General features: G+C 40.7%; 21 protein-coding genes. 11 read left to right on the forward strand and 10 right to left on the reverse strand.

Features of this window, described 5'->3' with window-relative positions; translation table 11 throughout:
• Positions 1-112 precede the first annotated feature (112 nt).
• From AB6811_RS00260 to AB6811_RS00270, 3 genes are all read left to right on the forward strand, one after another.
• Positions 113-1,492 carry an MATE family efflux transporter gene (locus tag AB6811_RS00260; RefSeq protein WP_369488195.1) on the forward strand — a complete coding sequence of 460 codons (1,380 nt, stop codon included), beginning with the start codon at positions 113-115 and terminating at the stop codon, positions 1,490-1,492.
• Positions 1,493-1,560: 68 nt separating this feature from the next.
• A complete protein-coding gene (locus tag AB6811_RS00265) occupies positions 1,561-1,845 on the forward strand; it encodes a hypothetical protein (protein WP_369488196.1) in 285 nt (94 codons plus the stop codon).
• Between the two features lie 119 nt (positions 1,846-1,964).
• On the forward strand, positions 1,965-3,929 hold the full coding sequence (locus tag AB6811_RS00270) for an LTA synthase family protein (protein ID WP_369488197.1): 1,965 nt from the start codon (positions 1,965-1,967) through the stop codon (positions 3,927-3,929).
• A 3-nt stretch (positions 3,930-3,932) separates the two neighbouring features.
• On the opposite strand, the gene AB6811_RS00275 is transcribed toward AB6811_RS00270, so the two are convergent.
• A complete protein-coding gene (locus AB6811_RS00275) occupies positions 3,933-4,364 on the reverse strand; it encodes a Rieske (2Fe-2S) protein (protein WP_369488198.1) in 432 nt (143 codons plus the stop codon).
• A gap of 20 nt (positions 4,365-4,384) precedes the next feature.
• Between AB6811_RS00275 and AB6811_RS00280 the strand changes: the two genes are divergently transcribed.
• From AB6811_RS00280 to AB6811_RS00295, 4 genes are all read left to right on the forward strand, one after another.
• Positions 4,385-4,765 (forward strand): hypothetical protein, encoded by a 381-nt coding sequence (locus AB6811_RS00280; protein WP_369488199.1) that lies wholly within the window; start codon positions 4,385-4,387, stop codon positions 4,763-4,765.
• A gap of 13 nt (positions 4,766-4,778) precedes the next feature.
• Positions 4,779-5,375: a hypothetical protein gene (locus tag AB6811_RS00285; protein ID WP_369488200.1), complete on the forward strand. Its 597-nt coding sequence runs from the start codon at positions 4,779-4,781 to the stop codon at positions 5,373-5,375.
• Positions 5,376-5,483: 108 nt separating this feature from the next.
• Positions 5,484-5,957: a transcription elongation factor GreA gene (greA, locus tag AB6811_RS00290; protein WP_369488201.1), complete on the forward strand. Its 474-nt coding sequence runs from the start codon at positions 5,484-5,486 to the stop codon at positions 5,955-5,957.
• An 11-nt stretch (positions 5,958-5,968) separates the two neighbouring features.
• Positions 5,969-6,364, forward strand: a complete 396-nt coding sequence (locus AB6811_RS00295) for an HIT family protein (protein WP_369488202.1) — start codon at positions 5,969-5,971, stop codon at positions 6,362-6,364.
• 54 nt (positions 6,365-6,418) lie between these two features.
• Here AB6811_RS00295 and mnhG read toward each other — a convergent pair whose 3' ends face one another.
• From mnhG to AB6811_RS00335, 8 genes are all read right to left on the reverse strand, one after another.
• Positions 6,419-7,279, reverse strand: a complete 861-nt coding sequence (gene mnhG, locus AB6811_RS00300; protein ID WP_369488203.1) for a monovalent cation/H(+) antiporter subunit G — start codon at positions 7,277-7,279, stop codon at positions 6,419-6,421.
• Between the two features lie 2 nt (positions 7,280-7,281).
• On the reverse strand, positions 7,282-7,545 hold the full coding sequence (locus AB6811_RS00305) for an MrpF/PhaF family protein (protein ID WP_369488204.1): 264 nt from the start codon (positions 7,543-7,545) through the stop codon (positions 7,282-7,284).
• Positions 7,546-7,554: 9 nt separating this feature from the next.
• Positions 7,555-8,046, reverse strand: a complete 492-nt coding sequence (locus AB6811_RS00310) for a Na+/H+ antiporter subunit E (protein ID WP_369488205.1) — start codon at positions 8,044-8,046, stop codon at positions 7,555-7,557.
• Between the two features lie 38 nt (positions 8,047-8,084).
• The gene (locus AB6811_RS00315; protein ID WP_369488206.1) at positions 8,085-9,599 is read right to left on the reverse strand and encodes a proton-conducting transporter transmembrane domain-containing protein; all 1,515 of its coding nucleotides are present in this window, start codon (positions 9,597-9,599) and stop codon (positions 8,085-8,087) included.
• 18 nt (positions 9,600-9,617) lie between these two features.
• Entirely contained in the window at positions 9,618-9,971 is a 354-nt protein-coding gene (locus AB6811_RS00320) for an NADH-quinone oxidoreductase subunit K (protein ID WP_369488207.1), read from the reverse strand.
• 2 nt (positions 9,972-9,973) lie between these two features.
• Positions 9,974-10,381, reverse strand: a complete 408-nt coding sequence (locus AB6811_RS00325) for an MnhB domain-containing protein (RefSeq protein ID WP_369488208.1) — start codon at positions 10,379-10,381, stop codon at positions 9,974-9,976.
• Positions 10,382-10,395: 14 nt separating this feature from the next.
• Positions 10,396-12,693 (reverse strand): hydrogen gas-evolving membrane-bound hydrogenase subunit E, encoded by a 2,298-nt coding sequence (gene mbhE, locus AB6811_RS00330; protein ID WP_369488209.1) that lies wholly within the window; start codon positions 12,691-12,693, stop codon positions 10,396-10,398.
• Positions 12,694-12,787: 94 nt separating this feature from the next.
• Complete coding sequence (locus AB6811_RS00335) at positions 12,788-14,620, reverse strand: LTA synthase family protein (RefSeq protein ID WP_369488210.1); 1,833 nt, start codon at positions 14,618-14,620, stop codon at positions 12,788-12,790.
• A 58-nt stretch (positions 14,621-14,678) separates the two neighbouring features.
• On the opposite strand from AB6811_RS00335, the gene AB6811_RS00340 reads away from it, so the two are divergent.
• The 4 genes from AB6811_RS00340 (at position 14,679) to AB6811_RS00355 (ending at position 18,675) form a co-directional block, all read left to right on the forward strand.
• Positions 14,679-15,629 carry an isoaspartyl peptidase/L-asparaginase family protein gene (locus AB6811_RS00340; protein ID WP_369488211.1) on the forward strand — a complete coding sequence of 317 codons (951 nt, stop codon included), beginning with the start codon at positions 14,679-14,681 and terminating at the stop codon, positions 15,627-15,629.
• Between the two features lie 99 nt (positions 15,630-15,728).
• Positions 15,729-16,244, forward strand: a complete 516-nt coding sequence (locus tag AB6811_RS00345; RefSeq protein ID WP_369488212.1) for a hypothetical protein — start codon at positions 15,729-15,731, stop codon at positions 16,242-16,244.
• A complete protein-coding gene (locus AB6811_RS00350) occupies positions 16,241-17,341 on the forward strand; it encodes an alanine racemase (protein ID WP_369488213.1) in 1,101 nt (366 codons plus the stop codon). The genes AB6811_RS00345 and AB6811_RS00350 overlap by 4 nt, the downstream gene beginning before the upstream one ends.
• Positions 17,341-18,675: a M64 family metallopeptidase gene (locus tag AB6811_RS00355; RefSeq protein ID WP_369488214.1), complete on the forward strand. Its 1,335-nt coding sequence runs from the start codon at positions 17,341-17,343 to the stop codon at positions 18,673-18,675. The genes AB6811_RS00350 and AB6811_RS00355 overlap by 1 nt, the downstream gene beginning before the upstream one ends.
• Here AB6811_RS00355 and AB6811_RS00360 read toward each other — a convergent pair.
• Positions 18,668-20,854 (reverse strand): SpoIIE family protein phosphatase, encoded by a 2,187-nt coding sequence (locus AB6811_RS00360; protein ID WP_369488215.1) that lies wholly within the window; start codon positions 20,852-20,854, stop codon positions 18,668-18,670. The two genes, AB6811_RS00355 and AB6811_RS00360, sit on opposite strands and share 8 nt — an antisense overlap.
• Positions 20,855-20,911: the final 57 nt, after the last annotated feature.

Consider the following 20,911-nt stretch of genomic DNA (forward strand, 5'->3'; position numbering starts at 1 on the left):
TCGTGGTTAAAAAACAATACCAGTTGCACTAAACACCAAAAACTAAACACAAAACACTACCTTTGTAGTTCTCATTTTTTTTAGCCTACTTTGCAATGCATTTCATTAAGCCATGAAAGACTTTACCACTGGTAATGAGGCCAAACACATTTTTCGATTTGCACTGCCAATGTTAATTGGCAATATATTTCAGCAGCTATACAATGTTGTAGATAGTATCATTGTGGGACGCTACCTTGGCGATAAGGCATTGGCCGCAGTTGGGGCTTCGTTCCCAATTATTTTCATGGTTATCGCGCTTATTATTGGTATTGGCATTGGCTCTTCGGTTGTAATTTCACAGTACTTTGGGGCTAAGGATTTTGATAAGGTTAAACGGGCAGCCGATACCACCTATATTTTCCTCTTTTTTGCAGGTATTATTATTACCATTGTAGGTTTGCTCAGTGGTGAGTATATCTTTAGGTTAATGCGCTTACCCGAGGAGATTTTGCCAATGGCAAAAACCTATCTCGATATCTACATGTATGGGTTGGTGCTAATGTTTGGGTTTAATTCAGTATCGAGCATACTACGAGGCGTTGGCGATTCCAAAACACCACTATACTTCCTTATTGTTTCAACCTTTCTAAATATTTTTCTCGATATCCTTTTTGTTCTTGGGTTTAAGTGGGGTATTGCTGGTGCCGCATGGGCTACTGTAATTGCACAAACCTTTTCATTCGTTATCGCAGTAATATACCTGGAAAGGCTAAGGCACATGCTTCGCATCACCTTTAAGCGATTGGTTTTCGACTGGGAAATCTTTTGGCAAAGTGTTCGAATGGGTTTGCCCACCGGCATTCAACAAACCTTAGTTGCATTGGGAGGAATGGCATTAATGGGCATAGTAAACACATTTGGGACTGAGGTTATTGCCGGTTTCTCAGCAGCCAGCCGAATCGACTCGCTGGCGGTAATCCCTATAATGAATTTTTCTGCATCGCTTTCCGGGTTTGTGGGGCAGAACATTGGTGCTGGTAAGGTTGATAGGGTAAAGCGTGGCCTATGGGCTACCATCAAAATGTCAGTGCTATTCAGCGTAATTATCACTGCAATCATAATTATTTGGGGCGATAAGATGATGGTAGTATTCACAACAAACCCAAGGGTTATTGATATTGGTTATCACTACCTTATGGTGGTAAGCTTTTTTTATGTGGCATTTGCTGTGATGTTCTGCATAAATGGATTGCTACGCGGGGCTGGGGCAGCGGTTGTGCCCATGTATATAACACTACTATCGCTTTGGATTGTTCGCATACCTCTGGCATATCTGCTAAGCAAAACTTTTGGAATGAACGAGGCTGGGGTTTGGTGGTCAATTCCAATTGGCTGGTTAATGGGTGCAGTAGCTTCAACTATTTATTACAGGTATGGAAGTTGGAAAAATAAATCGGTTGTTAAGCCCGTAACCACTGAAGATGATGGGGTGGCTACCGATTTGGTGTAGCAGATTTCACTGTTGGTGATAACACAAAAAGTATTACCTTTGCAAACTGATAAATAAAACTACTGATTATGGCAAGCAAGAGAGATCTTAAAAAGGATATCGATTACCTGGTTGGTGAGGTTATTAGCGATTGCTACACCTACATGCTAATAAATGGTGAAAAGAAACGCGATGATGCAATTGCTATCATCGAGTCGATTCTTGAAAAACGCAACGATCTTATTCATCGTATTAAACATCCCGCCAAAAAGGATGACAGAAAAGCCGTTAAAGCGTATTACCGCGAAATTCAGAAAGATGCCCTAAAGGCTATTGATGAAAGTTTTAGCAAGCTTAGCGAGCTTACAAAATAGTATTCCAAATCACCCATATTTCCCGGCCCTTTGCCGGGATTTTTTGTTTTATGCTTTCACAGCTCAGTGGCATAAAAGAATTCTTAATTTTGCAGTTCAACCATTTAATTTCTTAAGCCATGATTCAGGTGTTCAGGCAATACTTTTCCGATATTACCCTAAAAGGTAACATATACCTAATGCTTTTTCGGCGATTTGCTCTTTTGATGCTGATATTCACCCTTTGCCGGGTACTTTTTTACCTGTTCAATATCGATTTTTTTGCCAGCGTTACTGCTGCAGGCCTTTTGCGAATGCTTGCCGGTGGGCTTTGGTTCGATACCAGCGCTCTTATTTACACAAACATTTTATACATCGTTTTATTCCTTTTGCCATTCACTTTTAGGTATAATGAATGGTACCAAAGGGTACTTAAATATCTGTTTGTGGTTACAAACAGTGTGGCTATTGGCGCAAATTGTGCCGACTTTATCTACTTTCGTTTTACCATGCGTCGTACTACCGCTACTGTTTTTAGTGAGTTTAAGCACGAAACCAATTTTGGTTCCCTTATCCCAAAGTTTATTGCCGATTACTGGTATGTTTTCCTGATATGGATTGCCCTAACTGCTATACTGGTATTACTGTATGGTAGGGTTCGTCCTATCAATAAGGGAAAAGGTTTTAGGTTTCATTTGGTTTATGGCTTTAATGGCCTTGTGCTTTTACTGGTTTTTGCTACACTCATGGTTGGCGGTATGCGTGGAGGGTTTCGCCATAGTACTCGTCCAATAACCCTTAGTAATGCTGGCCAGTATATTAATGAGCCTCTTGAGGCCGCCATTGTCCTGAATACTCCCTTTGCCATTTATCGTACCCTAGGGAAAAAGTCGCTTGTTAAGGTTGATTACTATAAAAACCCCAAGGAACTCGATGAGGTTTACACACCCTTACACAAACCACAGGTAACCGATTCGCTGAAGCGGATGAACGTTGTCATTTTTATACTTGAGAGTTTTGGTAGGGAATACATTGGGGCTTACAATAAACACTTAAAGGAAAAGGATGGCTATACCGGATTTACTCCTTTCCTCGATTCGCTCATTGGGCACTCGTTATGGTTTACGCACTCTTATGGCAATGGCCGAAAATCGATTGATGGGATGCCCTCGGTTTTGGCCAGTATACCTATGTTTGTTGAGCCCTACTTTTTAACCAGCTACTCTACCAACAAAATCAATAGCATTGCATCGGCCTTAAGGGCCGAGGGTTACCATACAGCTTTCTTTCATGGTGCACCCAATGGCTCAATGGGTTTTCAGGCATTTGCCAATGTTGCTGGATTTGAGGAATACTACGGAATGAGTGAGTATCCTGACCCCTCGCATTTCGATGGGATGTGGGGGGTATGGGATGAGGAGTTTTTCCAGTTCTTTGCGCAAACCCTTAATAAGTTTCCACAGCCTTTCTGCGCAGCATTATTCTCGGTTTCGTCGCATCATCCCTTTAAGGTGCCTGAGCGTTACGAGGGTGTGTTTCCCAAGGGAACTCTGCCCATTCACCAGTGCATAGCCTACACCGATTACTCGCTCAAACGTTTCTTTGAAACCGTTTCACGCATGGATTGGTACCCAAATACGCTTTTTGTCATAACAGCCGATCACCCTAACCAAACCCAGTTCCCGGAATATCAAACAAGCGTAGGAGCATTTGCTGTTCCCCTTATATTCTACAGACCCGATAATAGTCTTGCTGGTCAAAAGGATGAGTTTGCCCAGCAAATCGATATCATGCCGTCAGTTCTTGGATATTTACACTATAGCAAGCCCTTTATAGCCTTTGGACGTGATGTTTTCGATTCCACTTCCAAACCATTCGTGGTTAACTATATAAACAACTGTTACCAGTATTACTCCGATGATTACGTGCTGATTTTTGACGGAAAAAAAACTTTAGGCCTTTATAACATCAAGGATGATATTATGCTTACAAACAATCTACAGGGTCAACTTCCTGATAGGGTGAACGAAATGGAAAGTAAGCTTAAAGCTATAGTTCAGCAGTACAACTCAAGGATGATTGATGATAATTTGGTGGTAAAGTAGGTGTTAGTTGTAAATCCTAACGTAATCGCCACTTTTTAAAACCTGGTATCTTTTTAATGGGTACCCTTCCTTAGGATAACCATAGTTTACAAGGTAGTAAATGGTTCCGCAGTGCGGACAGGTTGCAGTACCTGACCCATTTGAATCGGGATTCACCGATGCGTTGATATCGATATGTTTTGGGCAAGTTGCATCAAAAGCTAAAATTTCGTTCTCGCTAAGCCTGAAAACAATTACGCCGTTGTTCCTGTAACCGTATCCATCTATTTTAACAGCACCCATTACACTAGTCAGATTAAAATATTGTGGCTCATTTAGGTTGAACTCTATATTTACAGGAACATCAGGAATAATATCATCAATATTGTCGTCGCAGGTAGTATTAGCAAAAACCAAAATTGAAAAAAGCAAAATATGGATTATCTTTGTTTGCATTGGTAAATTAAATTTGTATCTTGGACAAAGGTATAAAAAAGATACTTTTTGCGCTTATTGCACTTTTTGTTCTGGTTGGTTGTGGTAAACAGCTAGCACCCTCGCCTGTTCCTGCCACCCCTGGAAGGAGTAAGTGGCAGGTTAAGCGGGAGGAATACCGACGCGCATGGGTTGCATATTGGCACGATAGGAAAACCGAAAGGTTAACTCGTAGGGCTAAAGCAAAATCGGTTAAAAGGGAGAGGGAGGCTGAAAAGGCGGAGAAAAAGTTGGCGGAGAGGCACCTCAAAAAACAACCACCTGAGGTGCAGGAAAGGATGAAGGCTTCGTTGAAAGAGGCTGAGAAAAACAGGCCCAAGCGGACTTTAAGGCAGAGGTTAGGCTTTTGGAAGTATAAATAGTAAAATAAATGATATGGATGCAGGCGATTTTATATACATTCTCATAGCAATAGCATTAGCAATACTCAATGCTTTTGCGAATAGCAAGAAGAAAAAGGCTGCCGAGCAAAAACGGCAGGCACAGACTTCTGCACCTGCCGATGATGACTTGATTGCCAAAAAATTGCAGGAGTTGCTGGGTCAGGAGGTTATTGTTGAAAATGAAGAGCAACCCCTGGAATCAACTGTTGTTAATGAGGAGGAAAAGTATATATATGAATACAGCAGCAAACCTGAGGATGAAACATTGGATAGGAGCGTTGAGTTCGAAAAGGAGCCTATTGATAAGCCACTAACCGAGGAGGAACTCTACCCTGTACAGCCCCCGAAGCCAATCGATACTTCAACCCCTATTGATATTGCCGAATCAAAGGTAGAGGGCCCTATTGGCGATTTCTCCTACCAGGATTCCTTTAATGAAAGTATGCACGAGGTTGAAATTGATGCTCCCGATGCAGAAGAACTTGAGAATGTTAAGAAGGTGGAAGAAGAAAAGGAACCCCTTTTAGCCGATTTTGATCCGCTAAAGGCTGTTGTTTACGCCGAGATTATTCGGCCAAAATATTTTTAGTTACAGCATAATGGTTGGAATTTTGAATTAATTTTTTTATATCTTTGCAATCAAAGAGTTCCGATTTCCCTGTCGGGATTCTTTTTTATTTCATATTTAGGAGGTAAAATGAGTAAAATAACCTATTTAACCGAGGAAGGGCTCCAGAAGTTGCGCAAGGAACTAGAGCAGCTTAAAACTGTGGAACGGCCTGCAATTTCAAGAATGATTGCCGAGGCTCGTGATAAGGGCGATTTATCGGAAAACGCCGAGTACGATGCTGCTAAGGAAGCACAAGGTATGCTTGAGTTGAAAATTTCAAAGCTTGAAGATTTGATTGCCAATGCACGCATTATTGATGAGTCAAAGATTGATACAACCCAGGTTCAGATACTGAATAAGGTAAAGCTCAAAAACCTTAAAACCAACGCCGTAGTGGAGTATACCCTTGTGGCTGAGTCGGAAGCTAACCTTAAGGAGAATAAGCTCTCAATCTCTACCCCCATTGGCAAAGCCCTAATTGGCAAAAAGGTTGGCGATGTGGTTGATGTTCAGGTGCCTTCAGGTTTGATGAAGTTTGAGATTCTTGGAATATCACTCTAAATCATATTGTTATGGCTACAATATTCAGCCGGATAGTTAGTGGTGAAATACCCTCGTACAAGGTTGCCGAGGATGAAAGGTTTTACGCCTTCCTCGATATTAACCCCTTGGCCAAGGGCCATACCTTGGTAATACCCAAGGTTGAGGTTGATTACCTCTTCGATCTTGATCCTGAAACCCTGGCTGGACTTACACTTTTTGCCCAGCGGGTGGCCAAAGCTATTGAAAGGGTTGTGCCCTGCAAGCGAATTGGGGTTGCAGTGCTCGGCCTTGAGGTACCCCATGCGCATATACATTTAGTCCCGCTGAATAAGGAATCGGATATCGATTTCCATAAAACCAAGCTTAAGCTCACCCCTGAGGAATTTACAGATATTGCACAGCGGATTGCCTCAGAATTCAAATGAAATTGAACCCATAAAATAAATTCAAAAAAAGCTGGACACAATGTTCCAGCTTTTTTATTTTCCCATACTTCTTTCCACAAAGAACCGTTTAAAGCTTGATGCTTGTAGAAGGTATTCCGATGGTGCGGCATGGCTTTGTTCTATTATTCTATTGCAGCACTCAATGGCAAACTTATTGCTGACTTCAAAATCAAAGGCAATATGTATTGCTTTAAGGGGGAATTCTAGGTTTTCAGGATGCTGCTTCATAGCATCCTCAATTACATTTAATGCTCTGTTGGGCAACTTGTTTTCCACATAAAAATTAACTAAAGCAAATGAGGCTTTGGGGCTGAACATGCATGCTTCACAAGCCTGTTTAAGGTATTTTTCAGCCTTTTCAAACTTTCCCATTTTACTATAAATATTGCCCGTTATTCTATACCCGGTTGCAAAATCAACTTTTGTTATTTCGCGGGCAATGTCCAGTGCTTTGCTGAAACTCCCACCATGTGATGCAGGTAACTGAATAATAGCGCAAACAAGTTCCTCGGCAATTTCAGTGTTGTTTTTATTGTTGAGCCATGCTAATTCTAGTTCATTTGCTTTCAGGTAAAGGGCTTGGAGTTCGTCAATTATTGTACTATCGCTATACTTTATTTTTTGTTTGTAGGCTGCTCGGGCTATTGCATGAGCCCCAATGGGGTTGGTAAGCAGTAAAAAAGTAATAATAATAAAACTCTTTGCAAACACTCCTATTTGATCAAAATGTATAGAAATGCCCAGTAGCACTAACCCTAGACCTAGAGTTGACGCTTTTGTAATGGCTGACATACGTGTGTAAAAATCAGGAAGTTTTAAAATGCCAATTGATGCAATTAGCATAAACAGTGAGCCCGTAGCAATGAGTATGGCGGAAATAAATTCAATAATCATGGCTAATCCTTTCTTTTTAAAATGTAGTAAGCAAAAGAAAGCGCTCCTAAAAAAGCAATTAACGATAGAATGACTGCTACATCAAGGAAATTAACATTTTCCCAGATTAGGGAAAAAATGGCAATAGATGCAATTACCATTGTGGTGAATAAATCAAAAGCTGTAACTCTATCGGGCAACGATGGACCTTTTAGGAAACGTATTACCACCAGCAGCATGGAAATGCCCATCAAAATAATCGATACCTTGAGTACTAATTCTACCATATTGGATAATTAATTAAAAATTCGTTGAACACGTCTTTCAAAGCCATTCTTAATTTGCGATTTAATTCTATCAGCATCACCATCAGGAATATTTATTAGGTGAATAAAAAGGAACGATTTGTCCTCGGAAACCTCGAGACTCAGAGTTCCTGGTGTAAGCGAAATTAGCGAGGCTAGAATGGTTATCTCGATATCGCTTTTAACGTCAAGAGGCATGGCGATGATGCCTGCCTTTATTCTTGATTTTACTGATAACACCTCTTTGATTACTAGGTATGTGGCAACGAACATTTCTTTTATGAAGTAAACTAAAAGTTCAACCATGTAAATTGTTTGGTAGAATGCGTTCTTGTTGAAGAAATATGTAAATAGCCAAAAGGTTAGGTTTAATGAAAGGAATATCAGAATGACCCAGTGAGCCTCGATTTTAAAATCGACATAAAAAAGAAAAATTAAAGTTAGGACAGCGGCTATAGCAATTAACCTGAGTATTGTTTTCATTTTTCTTTGTTTTAACCCTATTTGAGCATTGCAACAAATTAATTGTAGAGACCTATTACACTTTCAATATACCTGTCTCGTTCAGTTAAAACTAATATTGAATCGTAGCACCAGTTAATCAAGTTTTGGGGTGCAAAACTGATAATCAGAACCAAAATGGTAATTGCAATAATTGAAAACATCACCCCGGGTTGCATTTTTAAAAGATTATTCAAACTTAATTTTGGTTTTTCCCCAGCAGGATTAGGTTTCCAGAAAACTTCGTTCCAGATTTTTGTCATTGAAAAAAGAGTCAGCAAGCTAACCATCAGCGAAATGGCAGTTACAATGATGACCAGTATGCTTCCTTCCTCAAATCCGCTGCGTGCAAGTAAATATTTTCCCCAGAAACCTGAAAGCGGGGGCACGCCAGTTAGAGAAAATGCTGAAATGGCAAATAGCATTGCTAACCATGGGGCTTGCTTTATTATGCCACCAAGTTCTTTGAGTTTATAGCTGCCTGAAATTCTATAAACACCACCCGCTATGAAGAATAGGTTGGTTTTGACCAGGACATTGTGAATGACAAAAAAAATTGAACCAGCAATGGCTAGCGGGGTAAAAATGGCTATACCCATAACCATGTATCCTATTTGAGAGATTATATGAAACGATAGTATTTTTCTGAAATCAACCTGTGCAGCCGCGCCAAGCACACCAATAGCCATTGTTAAGGCTGCAAAAACTAGCATAATAGTTTGTAGGAAAGTGCCTTGTAGTGGATAAATGATTGTAAAAAACCGGGTTAATGCGTATACTCCAACTTTCGTGAGCAACGCAACCGCTAAGGCAGTTATACCTACTGGTGCTGTGTGGTATGTTGCGGGAAGCCAAAAGAATAGTGGGAAAATGGCCGCTTTTATTCCAAAACTAATGAAGAAAAAGGTGGCAGCAACTCCAACTAATTCCTGGTTGCCAATCAAAGGGATTGTTTTTGCAATATACGCCATGTTTAAATGACCGGTTAAGCCGTATAAAAGCCCAATACCAATCAGGAAAAAGGTGGAACCTAAAACATTTATTGCAACGTACTTAATGGTGCCCTCGAGCTGTTGCCTGTTTGCGCCAATTGTGAAAAGAACAAATGAGCTAACCAGCATTACTTCAAACCATACGTATAAATTGAATAAATCGCCTGCTAAAAAGGTACCCGACAGGCCAAAAGCCAAGAAAAAGTATGTAGGAAAGAATATTGAAAGTGATGTTTTCTCCTTAACGAATGAAACGGCATACCAGAATGCAATAAGTTCAATACAAGCACTAAGTATTATGTAAATTGAAGACATACCATCGACAACAAGCATGATGCCTAAACCATTTGGCCAGTTGCCAACGCTAAGTAACTGTAATCCATTAGCATTAACAACCCTAAAAAGCCATAGCGAAACAATAAGAAAGGACAGTGTGGATAAACCGCCAACAATTACCTGTATTTTGGTTTTACCCCAAAGCGCAAGCATTAGAATTGCAGTTGTTAATGGAATAGTAAGTATTAAAGCTATAGCAATATTCATAACAGTTCCGAGTAATATTTAGTCAATTTTTTCTGATGAGTTTAGTTGCTCCATGTTCGATATACCGGTAACTTTATAAACCTTACGTATAAGTACTATGGCAAAAGCCTGGATTCCAAACCCGATAACAATTGCAGTTAGCATTAACGCTTGAGGAATAGGGTCGGCAAATGGTGGGGTTAACACCTCTTTACCTTGATCAATAATTGCGGGAACTCCTCGAGTAATCCTTGCAATTAGGAATATAAACAAATTTGTTGCGTAACCCATCATCATAATCCCAATGATGAGTTTTATCATGTCCTTGTGAAGCATTAGGTAAAGCCCTGCAGCAAAAAGTAATCCTGTTAAGATAGCTAATACAATTTCCATGTTTAATTTTTTGAGAGAGTAATAGTAATGTTCAAAACAACACCAATCACAAGAATGTAAACCCCAGTATCAAAAATTAGCGGAGTTCCAATTTTGCCTATTAAAGGTACTGAAAAACCAAGCCAAATGCCTGTCATTAATGGTTTGTTAAGAAAAATTGGGATAATGATACTAATAGCCGATACCATTAAGCCTGTGACAATTATTACAATTGGTTTGATTCTGTAATTGGCCGTAGAGCTATTCGCTCCTAATACCATGGTTCGCATAAAAAGACCAATTGCGGCAAGCAATCCTCCAATAAATCCCCCACCCGGTGCATTGTGTCCTCTGAAAAGAAGGAACAGTGAAAAAATGATAAAAAGTGGTGTGAGCAACTTGATTGATGTTTGAAGAATAACTGAGCGCATATCTATTGGTACTTTTAATTTCTTAAACGATATTTCAGTATGGATAGAATTCCTATCGAAGTAACGGCCAGAACAACTATTTCACCCATAGTATCGAGCCCCCTAAAATCGACAAGGATAACGTTAACAACATTTCGGCCTTTTGCAAGTAAGTAACTCGATTGTGCATAAAAATCCTTTACTGGCGAAGGAGTTGGTAGCGTGTGAATCCAAAGTAAAAGCATGGTTAATGTAGCGCCAAAAAGTAATGATAGGCCCATGTATTTTAACTTTGAACTATTTGCTATTGGTAAAAATTTAGGTAAGAGGTTAAGTGTAAGCACAAATATTACAATGGTAAGGGTTTCAACAAGGAATTGGGTCATGGCAATATCTGGGCCGCCGAAATAAAGGAATATAGCTGCGGTACCATAACCGATAAGCCCTAACGATACTATTGAAATTAATCTTGACTTGGCGGTGATTGTATTAACCAATCCAATTATCATAATTAAAACGAATACAATTTCGTACCATCTTAAATGAGTTAGTTCCTCAAAACTTTGAAGGGAGGGAAATTGGCCCTTTTGAAGTATTTGGTACCATGTTAGTATTAAGAAAGTGGAAATAATTACTATAAAATAGTTTTTCAGAATTCCTGATTGAAAAAATAAAGTCTGTTTTTTTGCAAGTTCTAACAAGGATATAATGCTTTTGTTGTAGAGATGTTCTGGCCCAAACAATTCGTTTAACTTGGACTTTAATGCACGGGACAAAATATTACCCCGAATTCTGTATAGTACATATCCAAATACCAGTGTTAAAACACTAAGTCCAAAAATAAAGGTAAACCCATGCCAGATTCCAAGTTTTAATACCTTTTCAACGTTTAAGATTTGACTCGAGGAGTGATGCAATATGGGCTGGGCAAGCTGTTCGGAAAATACACCGCCAAGCAACCCTAGAGTTGCCATTACAATTGGCCCAATTAGCATTGAAAGAGGTGCTTCGTGTGGTTTTTTAGGAGTTGAGGCCTCTTTCCCAGTAAAAATCTTATACCCAAACTCAAAAGCAATACCAGTAAACATAACCCCTGTTGAAAATGTGAGAAAACCTATTAGTCCGCTGGCTAATGGTGAGCTGAAAGCCGCTCCGTATATAATTTCTTTGGCTATAAAGCCAAAAAAAGGAATTACACCGGCCATTGAAAGCGATGCTAAAGCCGCTGAGTAGAAAGTGAATGGCATCAATTTCCCTAAACCTGAGAGTACCGATAAGTCGCGTGTGCCAGTTTCGTGATCGATGTTGCCTGTTACCATGAAAAGAGTACCCTTATAAAGTGCATGGGCAAGAAGAAACACCATGGCTGCCTGTATGGATATTGTTGTCCCAATACCAAGTAACATGGTCATTATGCCAAGAGCGCTAACGGTTGTATAGGCTAAAACCTTTTTCATGTCATTTTGAATTATGGCAAATAGCGCTCCATATACCATGGTTATTGCACCAATGTGAATAAGTGGTAACCTCCAAACTTCCGTGTCGGCAAACATTGGTGTGAGTCGGGCTATTAAAAAGATACCAGCCTTGACCATGGTTGTGGAATGTAGAAATGCGCTTACTGGAGCAGGCGCAGCCATGGCTTTGGGCAGCCAGAAATGAAATGGGAATTGCGCTGATTTTGTGATAGCGCCTATTAAGATCAGTATGGCAATTATTGGTTTTAATTTACTTTCGGAAAGTAGGTTTGAGCTTTTAAATATGTCAGCAAGCTCATAGGAGCCCACCTCATTACCCAGTAATATAAACCCCGATAGCATAAACAACCCACCAGTAACAGTTACCAGCATGGCCATTAAGGCCGATTTTCGCGATTCCTCACTGTCATGGTAGTAGCCTATTAACAGGTACGATGACAAACTTGTCAACTCCCAAAAAATGAATAGGACAATAAGATTACCCGACATCACAACACCAAGCATGGCGGTCGTGAACAGGCTGAGGTAAAGGTAAAATAAACCCTTGTTTTTATCCCCCTTTAGATATCCGTTGGCATAATTAAAAATAAGAAAACCAACACCGGAAATCAGCAATACAAAAAAGATGCTTAATCCATCAAGTCTTAATGTAAAATTTAAATTGAGTAACTCAATCCACCGGACTTGCTCTACTAATACTCCTTGCTCAATTACATGATTTAGCTTTGATAATGCGAAAACAAAAATACCAAGTGGAAATATACTCAGCCAGTTACCGCTATGTTTTGGATATAGGTGGTGAACTGGCACTGAAACCAGGGATAATAGTAATAAGGTTATAATAACAGTAATCACCGCCAGTGTTTTTATCAAATATACTAAATTGATATAATGCTGGCAAGGAAACAGCTGGCGATAAATGTTTGTTCAAATGTGTATTGCCGCTATACTATAAGTTGTTGAACTCCTCCTGGTAAGCATTAAAGAATGCCCATGCATCATTCCTGGTTTCGGCGATATTCTTTCCGGTTTGCTTTATGTATTTTTTCCCTACAAGGTCGTAAACTATGGTATCGGTTTGGTTTACGTAGCCAAAGCCTTCGTTAAAGGCAAAGTAGGCAAAGGGTGTAACCTTACATGCAAGAATATTCTTTGATAGAGTAAATTGACCATGAGGCAAATTAAGCTGTGCAAGGAGTGTAGCGGCCAAATCGGTTTGTGAGCATGTGGTTGTGACAACCAAGGGTTTCCTTTCTATAGCCCCGCCCAGCCAAACCATAGGAATACCAAACTTTAAGGGCTCCCAGTTGGGATGGTTTGCAGGATGACGATGACCATGGTCGGCAATAAGTACAATAAGGGTGTTCTTGAACCACTCCCTTTGCTGGGCTTTGGCCATAAAATCTCCAAGACAGCTATCGGCATAGTATGCCGAGCTAAGGAATTGTTCCACCTCGGTCTTCCCATTAAACTTCGGTTTGGCGGGAATTTCAAAGGGCTCGTGGCTGCTAAGGGTGAAGAACATTTTGAAGAAAGGCGTTTTGGCTGAGTCGATATCGGTAAGCAAGTAATTAAAAACATGCTCATCGTGCACTCCCCACTTAGAGTTGCGGTAGCTTTTAGGAAAATCGTCCTGTGTTATCAATCTTTGAAATTTAGCATGGTAAAGGAATGAGCGAATATTCGCAAAATCGGGGTCGCCTCCGTAGTAAAACGCTGTACTATAGCCTTTTTTGTAAAGCACTTCGCTAATGGTTGGCAGTTTGTTCGATTTTGTGGGGTACTTGATTACCGATTGGGTGGGCTGGGCAGGAAATCCCGAAAGTACAGCTATAATCCCTTTGTCGCTTCTATCGCCGCTTGCGGTGGTTCGGGTGAAAAGTATACCCTCGGAAGCCAAACGGTTTAGGTTTGGGGTAACATTGGGAAGCCCGCCAAGGGGGCCAATCAGCTTTGCACCAAAACTTTCAAGTAGAATGATAATAATATTTGGTTGGTTCGTGTTCAAAACATATAATGTACTATCGGTATGCATGAGCTCACCAAAGCGTTGGTGGGCTGCAGCTTTGTCAATTTCAACATTGTATGTTTTGCTCATGCTGCTGCTTTTACTTACGGAGTACATCATGTTCCAAACTGGGTTAAGGGCAGCGTGGTTGCAAAAGTTATTCTGGCTAAAGTACACTTTACCGGGGTTCATGGGTGCAATACCAAAACCTCCACGAATTGGAATTATCATGGTTGCAGCCAGGAAAATGTAAATTGGAGAGTACCACCATCTTGCCTTATTGGTTTGGTTTAGTTCCCTGGCAACCCACTTACGGTATGCAAGGTGTGAAAGGTAAGTGATTCCTATAAGCAAGACAACGAATAGTATTAATAATGGCGTTTTTACCGACGCCATTGCCTCCTTTGGGGTTTTAAGGTATAGCAATGGGGTTGCATCGATACGGTAACCCCAATTGCGGTATAGTTCCATATCGCTGATAACAACCGTATTTACAACTAAAAGTAGTAGTATGGTTAAAGCATTGTACATTCTAGTAATACTCTTTGGGGAAACCCAGAAAAAGATAGCCAAAAGCAGAAATGTTAGTAGAAGAATATATCCTGCAAGCGAGGAATCCATCCAGGCTCCTCGAATGAAAATATTTATGAACTCGTTAAACTTAACCGACTTAAGGTTTTCAAACTGGTAAATAAGGAAAGCTTTACGGTAGGTGGCAAACAGTATTACCCAAAATACGAAATACCTTAAACTGAATGATAAATGTTTTCTCATTTGTGTAAATGATTTAAATTGCAAACCTAATAAATAAGAACGTATAAACGTCACGGTCATGCGCAAGAAAATTTTAGTCTTATTGTTTATTGTTGGGTTCGTTGTAAGCAATTCATTCCCACAAACCTGGAGCATCGCTGTTCACGGTGGTGCTGGGAACATGAAACCCGAAAACTTTACCAAGGAGCAGCTTGATGAGTATGAACGGGAGATGAATGCAGCTCTAAGCATTGGGGTAAAAATCTTGAATTCGGGTGGAACAAGCCTCGATGCCGTTGAGCAAGTTGTCCGATACCTTGAGGATTGCCCGTTGTTCAATGCCGGGAGGGGCGCAGTTTTCACCCACGAGGGGCGTAATGAGCTTGACGCGGCAATTATGGATGGTAAAACCCTTATGGCAGGCTCAGTTGCTGGTGTAACCGATGTCAAAAATCCCATATCGCTTGCTCGCAAAGTAATGGAGGATTCACCCCATGTAATGCTGGCAGGTAAGGGGGCTTCGGAATTTGCTAGAGTTAAGGGTATTGAAATGGTTGATAGCTCATACTTTTTTACTCCACAGCGCTGGAACGACCTTCAGCGTACGCTATCAAGGGAAAAGATGGGCACTGTTGGGTGCGTGGCACTCGACATGCATGGCAACCTGGCTGCTGCAACATCAACCGGAGGAATGACCAATAAACGATGGGGGCGAATAGGTGATGCGCCAATTATTGGTGCCGGAACTTACGCCAATAATTCCACCTGTGCCATTTCGGCTACTGGGCATGGCGAATATTTTATAAGATATACTGTAGCCCACGATATTTCAGCGTTCATGGAATACCAAAACCTTTCACTCAATGCAGCGGTTGAGCGTGTTATTATGGGTAAACTCCTTAATGCTGGAGGGCGCGGAGGAGTAATTGCGGTTGACCGCTCCGGTAATGTTTGCATGATGATGAATACCACAGGCATGTTCCGTGCATTTGCTCGTTCCGATGGAAGTAATGGATTTGCCATTTTTTAAGATACATTTTTTGGGTTTTTAATTACAATTTGGTATAATTTGAATTAAATTTGATGAACCTAACCTTATCAGTAGTGTTAAACCTAATCCGGTAAACTTATGGCACTCGAAGTTCATGTAAAATCAGCTGAAAGCAAGGGACATATCGAGATATTTTTGCTTCACTTTGTACTCATGCTCATCGCCATGTTTGTATTCCTTGCCTTGATTATGCTTATAGGTGGTTCTTTTACCTGGCCAAATTTCTGGAAGTTCTACATCACCTTTATACCTTTAACAGTGATACTTCCTGTTATTGTGGCCATAACCACATCGGTATCGTATAAAAGGGTTAATGTTCACATTTTACCTGCCTCAAAGGTTAACATCGATAAGCTGAAAGATTTCATGTTTAGCGAGGATTACATCATTGTTGATAAGGATAAAACTTTCATACAGTTTATTCGAAGAAAAAATCTACCCCGTTTGCTTAGCTTAAACTACGATAAGCCATCAATCACCATACAGAACGATGAGGTGGTAGTTAATGTCCTTAAACGTTTGTCGTTAGTGTTACTCCCACAGCTTACCATTGGCAAAAGGTTTTTACTTGAGCCCGAAAGCAGTAAAGAATGATTAAAGGATTTCCTTTCTTACTCGTCGATATTCCTAAATGTGAGCAAAACATTGCCTTCATGGTTCAAAAGGCCACGAAGGCAAAAGTTTTATTACGTCCTCACTTTAAAACGCATCAAAGTTTAGCCGTTGGGGAACTATTCCGTAAGCAAGGAGTTAATCGGATTACGGTTTCGTCGGTTGCCATGGCTGAATACTTTGCTGCAGGTGGTTGGAACGATATCACAATTGCATTTCCTTTTGTACCACAAATGGTGCAGCGGGTAAATGCGCTGGCGCTGGGTGTTGATTTAAATGTAACTTTCTCATCTTCTCAAAACCTTTTAGCCACAATTGATAGGGTTGAGAGTAAAGTTGGCGTATTTGTTGAGGTTGATGTTGGTCATGGCCGTTCCGGAGTAGCTGTTGAAAATACCCGTGAACTTGCCCTTATGGTGAATCTTATCAGCTCAAAACCGAATTTGGTTTTTAAGGGTTTTCTTACTCACGCCGGGCACTCCTATAGCGCGAGGAGTAGGGAGGAGGTAGATAAACTTCATTCCGAAGCTTTAAGCAAACTTGCTAAACTCCGAAGCTTTTGGGTCGACCAGTTTCCTGACCTTGCCATATCGTATGGCGACACCCCAACCTGTTCCGTATCCGATGAGTTTTGGGGAATTAGCGAGATTCGTCCCGGTAACTTTGTGTTTTACGATGTGATGCAATACCAAATTGGCTCATGCACCACTTCGCAGGTGGCTTTGGCTCTTATCTGTCCGGTAGTTGACGTGTATCCCGGTAAGCAGAAAATAATTGTTCATGGTGGGGCTATTCACCTATCAAAGGACAGGGTTGAGATTGATGGGGCAGATTGCTATGGCTTTGTATGCAGATTTGATGGTAAAGGATGGAGCAACCCTATTCCAAATGCTATGGTAACTTCCCTTAGCCAGGAGCATGGGGTAATCTCCTATTCCGGTAATGACCTCGATGGTATAAAACCTGGCGATTTACTTGCCATTTTGCCAGTTCATAGCTGTTTAGCGGTCGATTGCATGGGCCAAATGTTCGATTCCGAAGGCAATACATACGATGTTTTACCTAAAAATAAAAGGTGATGAAAAGGTTAACTCAGCTTCTGTTGTTCAGCGTGATTTCTACATTAACAACCGCTCAGTCCACCAAGAGCAATAGTGTATTTGATAAATATTTCGAGAATAAAACCATGAGGGTTGATTACATTCACGGGGGCAACTCGTTTAGCGAGGATTTTAAGATATTTGGCATAAAGAACGATGGAGAGTGGGGCGGAAGAGTTCGGGTGATGGATGACCCTTACAACCTGGGGCTTTATGCATTTGATATAATTGATGCTGCATCGGGAAAGGTTTTATACACACAGGGTTTTTGCAGCGTATTTGGCGAGTGGCAAACAACCGCTGAGGCTGGTAAACTAAACAAGAATTTTGAGGAGAGCGTCAGGTTCCCATGGCCAAAGGATATTTTTAAATTGGTTATGCGAAAGCGCGATAGCACCAACACTTTTCAAGTAATTTGGTCTGAAACTATTAATCCATCCATGTATGCCGATGCAAACCATGCCTATCCTGCGGCTAAGGTGCAATACTTTGTAAAAAGCGGTAACCCTAAGGAAAAGGTTGATATAGTTGTGCTTGCCGATGGCTACACTGTGGCTGATTCCGCCGAATTCAGGAAAGATGTGGAACATTTCACTGAGGCTTTCTTTTCTGTTGAACCATTTAAGAGTCGTAAAACTGATTTTAACGTTGCTGCGGTTTACTCCACATCACCCACTAGTGGCATACGGCTACAGAAACACAACTACTACCCGGCCAATGTTTTGGGGTGCACCTATTACACCTTTGGAACTGAACGTTACGTTTTAACCGAGCGGGAGTGGACTGTACGGGACTATGCTTCGGCAGTGCCCTACGATTTTTTGGTTATCCTATTAAACTCCAATAAGTATGGTGGCGGAGGTATTTACAACCTTTATATCACCGCATCGGCAAAATCGAGCAGCTCCGGATATGTAATGGTTCACGAAATGGGGCATCATATAGCTGGCCTTGCCGATGAGTACTATACCAGCGATGTGGCTTACCAGGTTTCAGCCCCTAAGTATGAGCCCTGGGAGTTTAATATTACAGCTCTTCTCAACCCAGCAAGTTTGAAGTGGAAAAACATGGTTGAACAAACCACTCCAATCCCAACGCCCTGGCAAAAGGAAAACTACGAGCGAACAGGCAAATTGCGCATTGCCGATGAAGTGTACTCAGGTAAGGTTGGGGCTTTTGAGGGAGCAGGTTACCTAAGTAAAGGTATGTATCGCCCCGAGGTTGACTGCATAATGTTCTCCCATTCATTAACATTCTGTAGGGTTTGTCAGGAGGGCCTAAACAGGGTGCTCGATATGTATGTGGTTAGGTAATCCTGATTCCCATTACTGTAACATCATCAACCTGAACATTATTACCTTTCCATTCGGAAAATATCTCAAGCAAAAAATCTTTTTGTTTTGCCATGGGATAGCTGGCTATGGAGCACAACATATTTCTGAAATCCACAAGTCTGAACTTTTTGCCATTGGGTCCGCCAAACTGATCGGTAAAACCATCGGTGTAAAGGTAGATTATATCATCTTTTTCCAGCTGAACGCTGTGCGTGGAGAAACTTACCTTCTCAGTTACGTAGCCAATTGATTGCCGCTCACATTTTACCTGGTATAGGGTGTGTGTCTCGTTTTGGTTCAAAATAATATTTGAGACTGGTTGAGTATTTGATTTCCGAACAATGTTAAGGTAAATATTAGCGCCGGAGTACCTTAATTCCCTTGTTTCAGGGTTGTAGTTGCAAAAGGCAATGTCCATTCCATCAAAAATTTCGGAGCCTTCCCTTTGCTCAAACGATTTATGGAATAACCCGTTCAAATTTTGCAGTACCTCGCCTGGGTTGGTCTCATTGAGTTCACTAACAATTTGGTTAAGACCAAACATGCCAATAATACTCATGAATGCTCCGGGTGCCCCATGGCCTGTACAATCGGCAACTGCAAAAAGCATTTGATTGTTAAAACGCTTGAACCAGTAAAAGTCACCACTAACAAGTTCCTTAGGCAGGAAAATCAAAAAGGAGTCGTCAAAAAAATCAGTTGGCTGTTCTGAGGTTTGTAAAATTGCTTTTTGAATCCTGCGAGCATAGTTAAGGCTATCGGTAATGTCGCGGGAGCGTTGCTCAAGCATGTTTTTCTGCTTTTCAATCTTTTCCTTTTGCTGGGCAAGCAGGAGGTTTGCTTTTTGCTTGTTCCTGTAAGCCAAATACGAAACTACCACCAGGACAATTAGTATTGCAATAAAACCAACCAGAAAAAGCTGACGCAATCGCGATTTGTTCAAGTTGGCCTGGCTTAACAAAAGATTCTCTCGCTGGTGTTGAATTTCCTTCTCTTTCTGACGTAAGGCTGATATATTTTCCAGCCTGTTGGCTTCGCTGATAATTTGATAGTTGAATAGGCTGTCAGTTAATGAGATGTATTTCCTGAGGTATTGGTATCCTATGGTTTTGTTTCCCTGTAGCTCTTCCAGCTGAGAGAGTTCCTTGTATGCAAGCCGACTAATGTTGATTATACTTAAGCTCTCCGATTGCTTTAGGCATTGAAGTAGATACTTTTTTGATTCGGAATAGTTTCCAACTCTGGCGTGTGCCTTACCCAAAAGCAGTAAAGGGTAAAGTTGTCCATACCTGTCGTTTATTTCATTTTGAGTATTTAGGATTGACTGTAAAAGCGGAATCGCACTATTAGGTTTTTGCTGATTAATTAGTAGTTCAGCACCAACAGTTTGAGTTCTGGCTAACTCCTTGGGGTTGTTTTTTAGGTAGGTTTCCGATTTTTTTAAATGTTTATCGGCCATCAGATTGTTTGATTGTCTCAAGCTATTGTTGGCCAGCGCTCTGTATGTTATACCTAGATATGTGCTATCCACTACCACTTTCAGGATAGCTATGGCATTTTCAAGGTAGCTTTGGGCTGTAACAAAGTTTCCAAACTCTGTGTGAATAATTCCTTGCGATGTATAAATTTTTGCTAGGCTTAATGAATCGTTGCGGGATTTAAAGAAGTTAATTGCAGTCAGGTTGTTCTCTATGGCGTTGTTCAAGCGGCCAAGTTCTCCTTCCACTTTTGAGATTGATAGCAAGTACCATCCAATTTTTAATGAATCCCTTGTGGCAATACTGTAACGGTAACCAGGGTATAGGTAATCAATTGATTCGTATAGCAACCCTTTTTCGATATGGATTTGCGAAAGGAGGTAGTATGCCTTTTCTAGGTACTGTTCGCGTCCCATATCCAATGAGACTATTAACGCCTGGTTCGCCTCAATTAGGGCATTGTCAAAATTCTTCTTATTAAAGAGGTATTGCGATTTTGCAATTAACGTCTCCACCAGTTTTACCTTATCGCCATCCCTCTCATACTGACGGGTTAGATTTTCAAAATACTTTAAGGAATCAATATTATCTAATGGCACTGGTTTGGCATTCACCCTTAGTGTTAGTATGCCAAATACAGCTAAAAGCAGAAATGCTTTGATGGTGTTAGGTTTAAACACTTGTTAAAACATTAAAGTTATGGTATAAATGTAAAAAATATTTCAACATCAAAGTCT

Source organism: Tenuifilum sp. 4138str (genome assembly GCF_041102575.1).
Classification (GTDB): domain Bacteria; phylum Bacteroidota; class Bacteroidia; order Bacteroidales; family Tenuifilaceae; genus Tenuifilum; species Tenuifilum osseticum.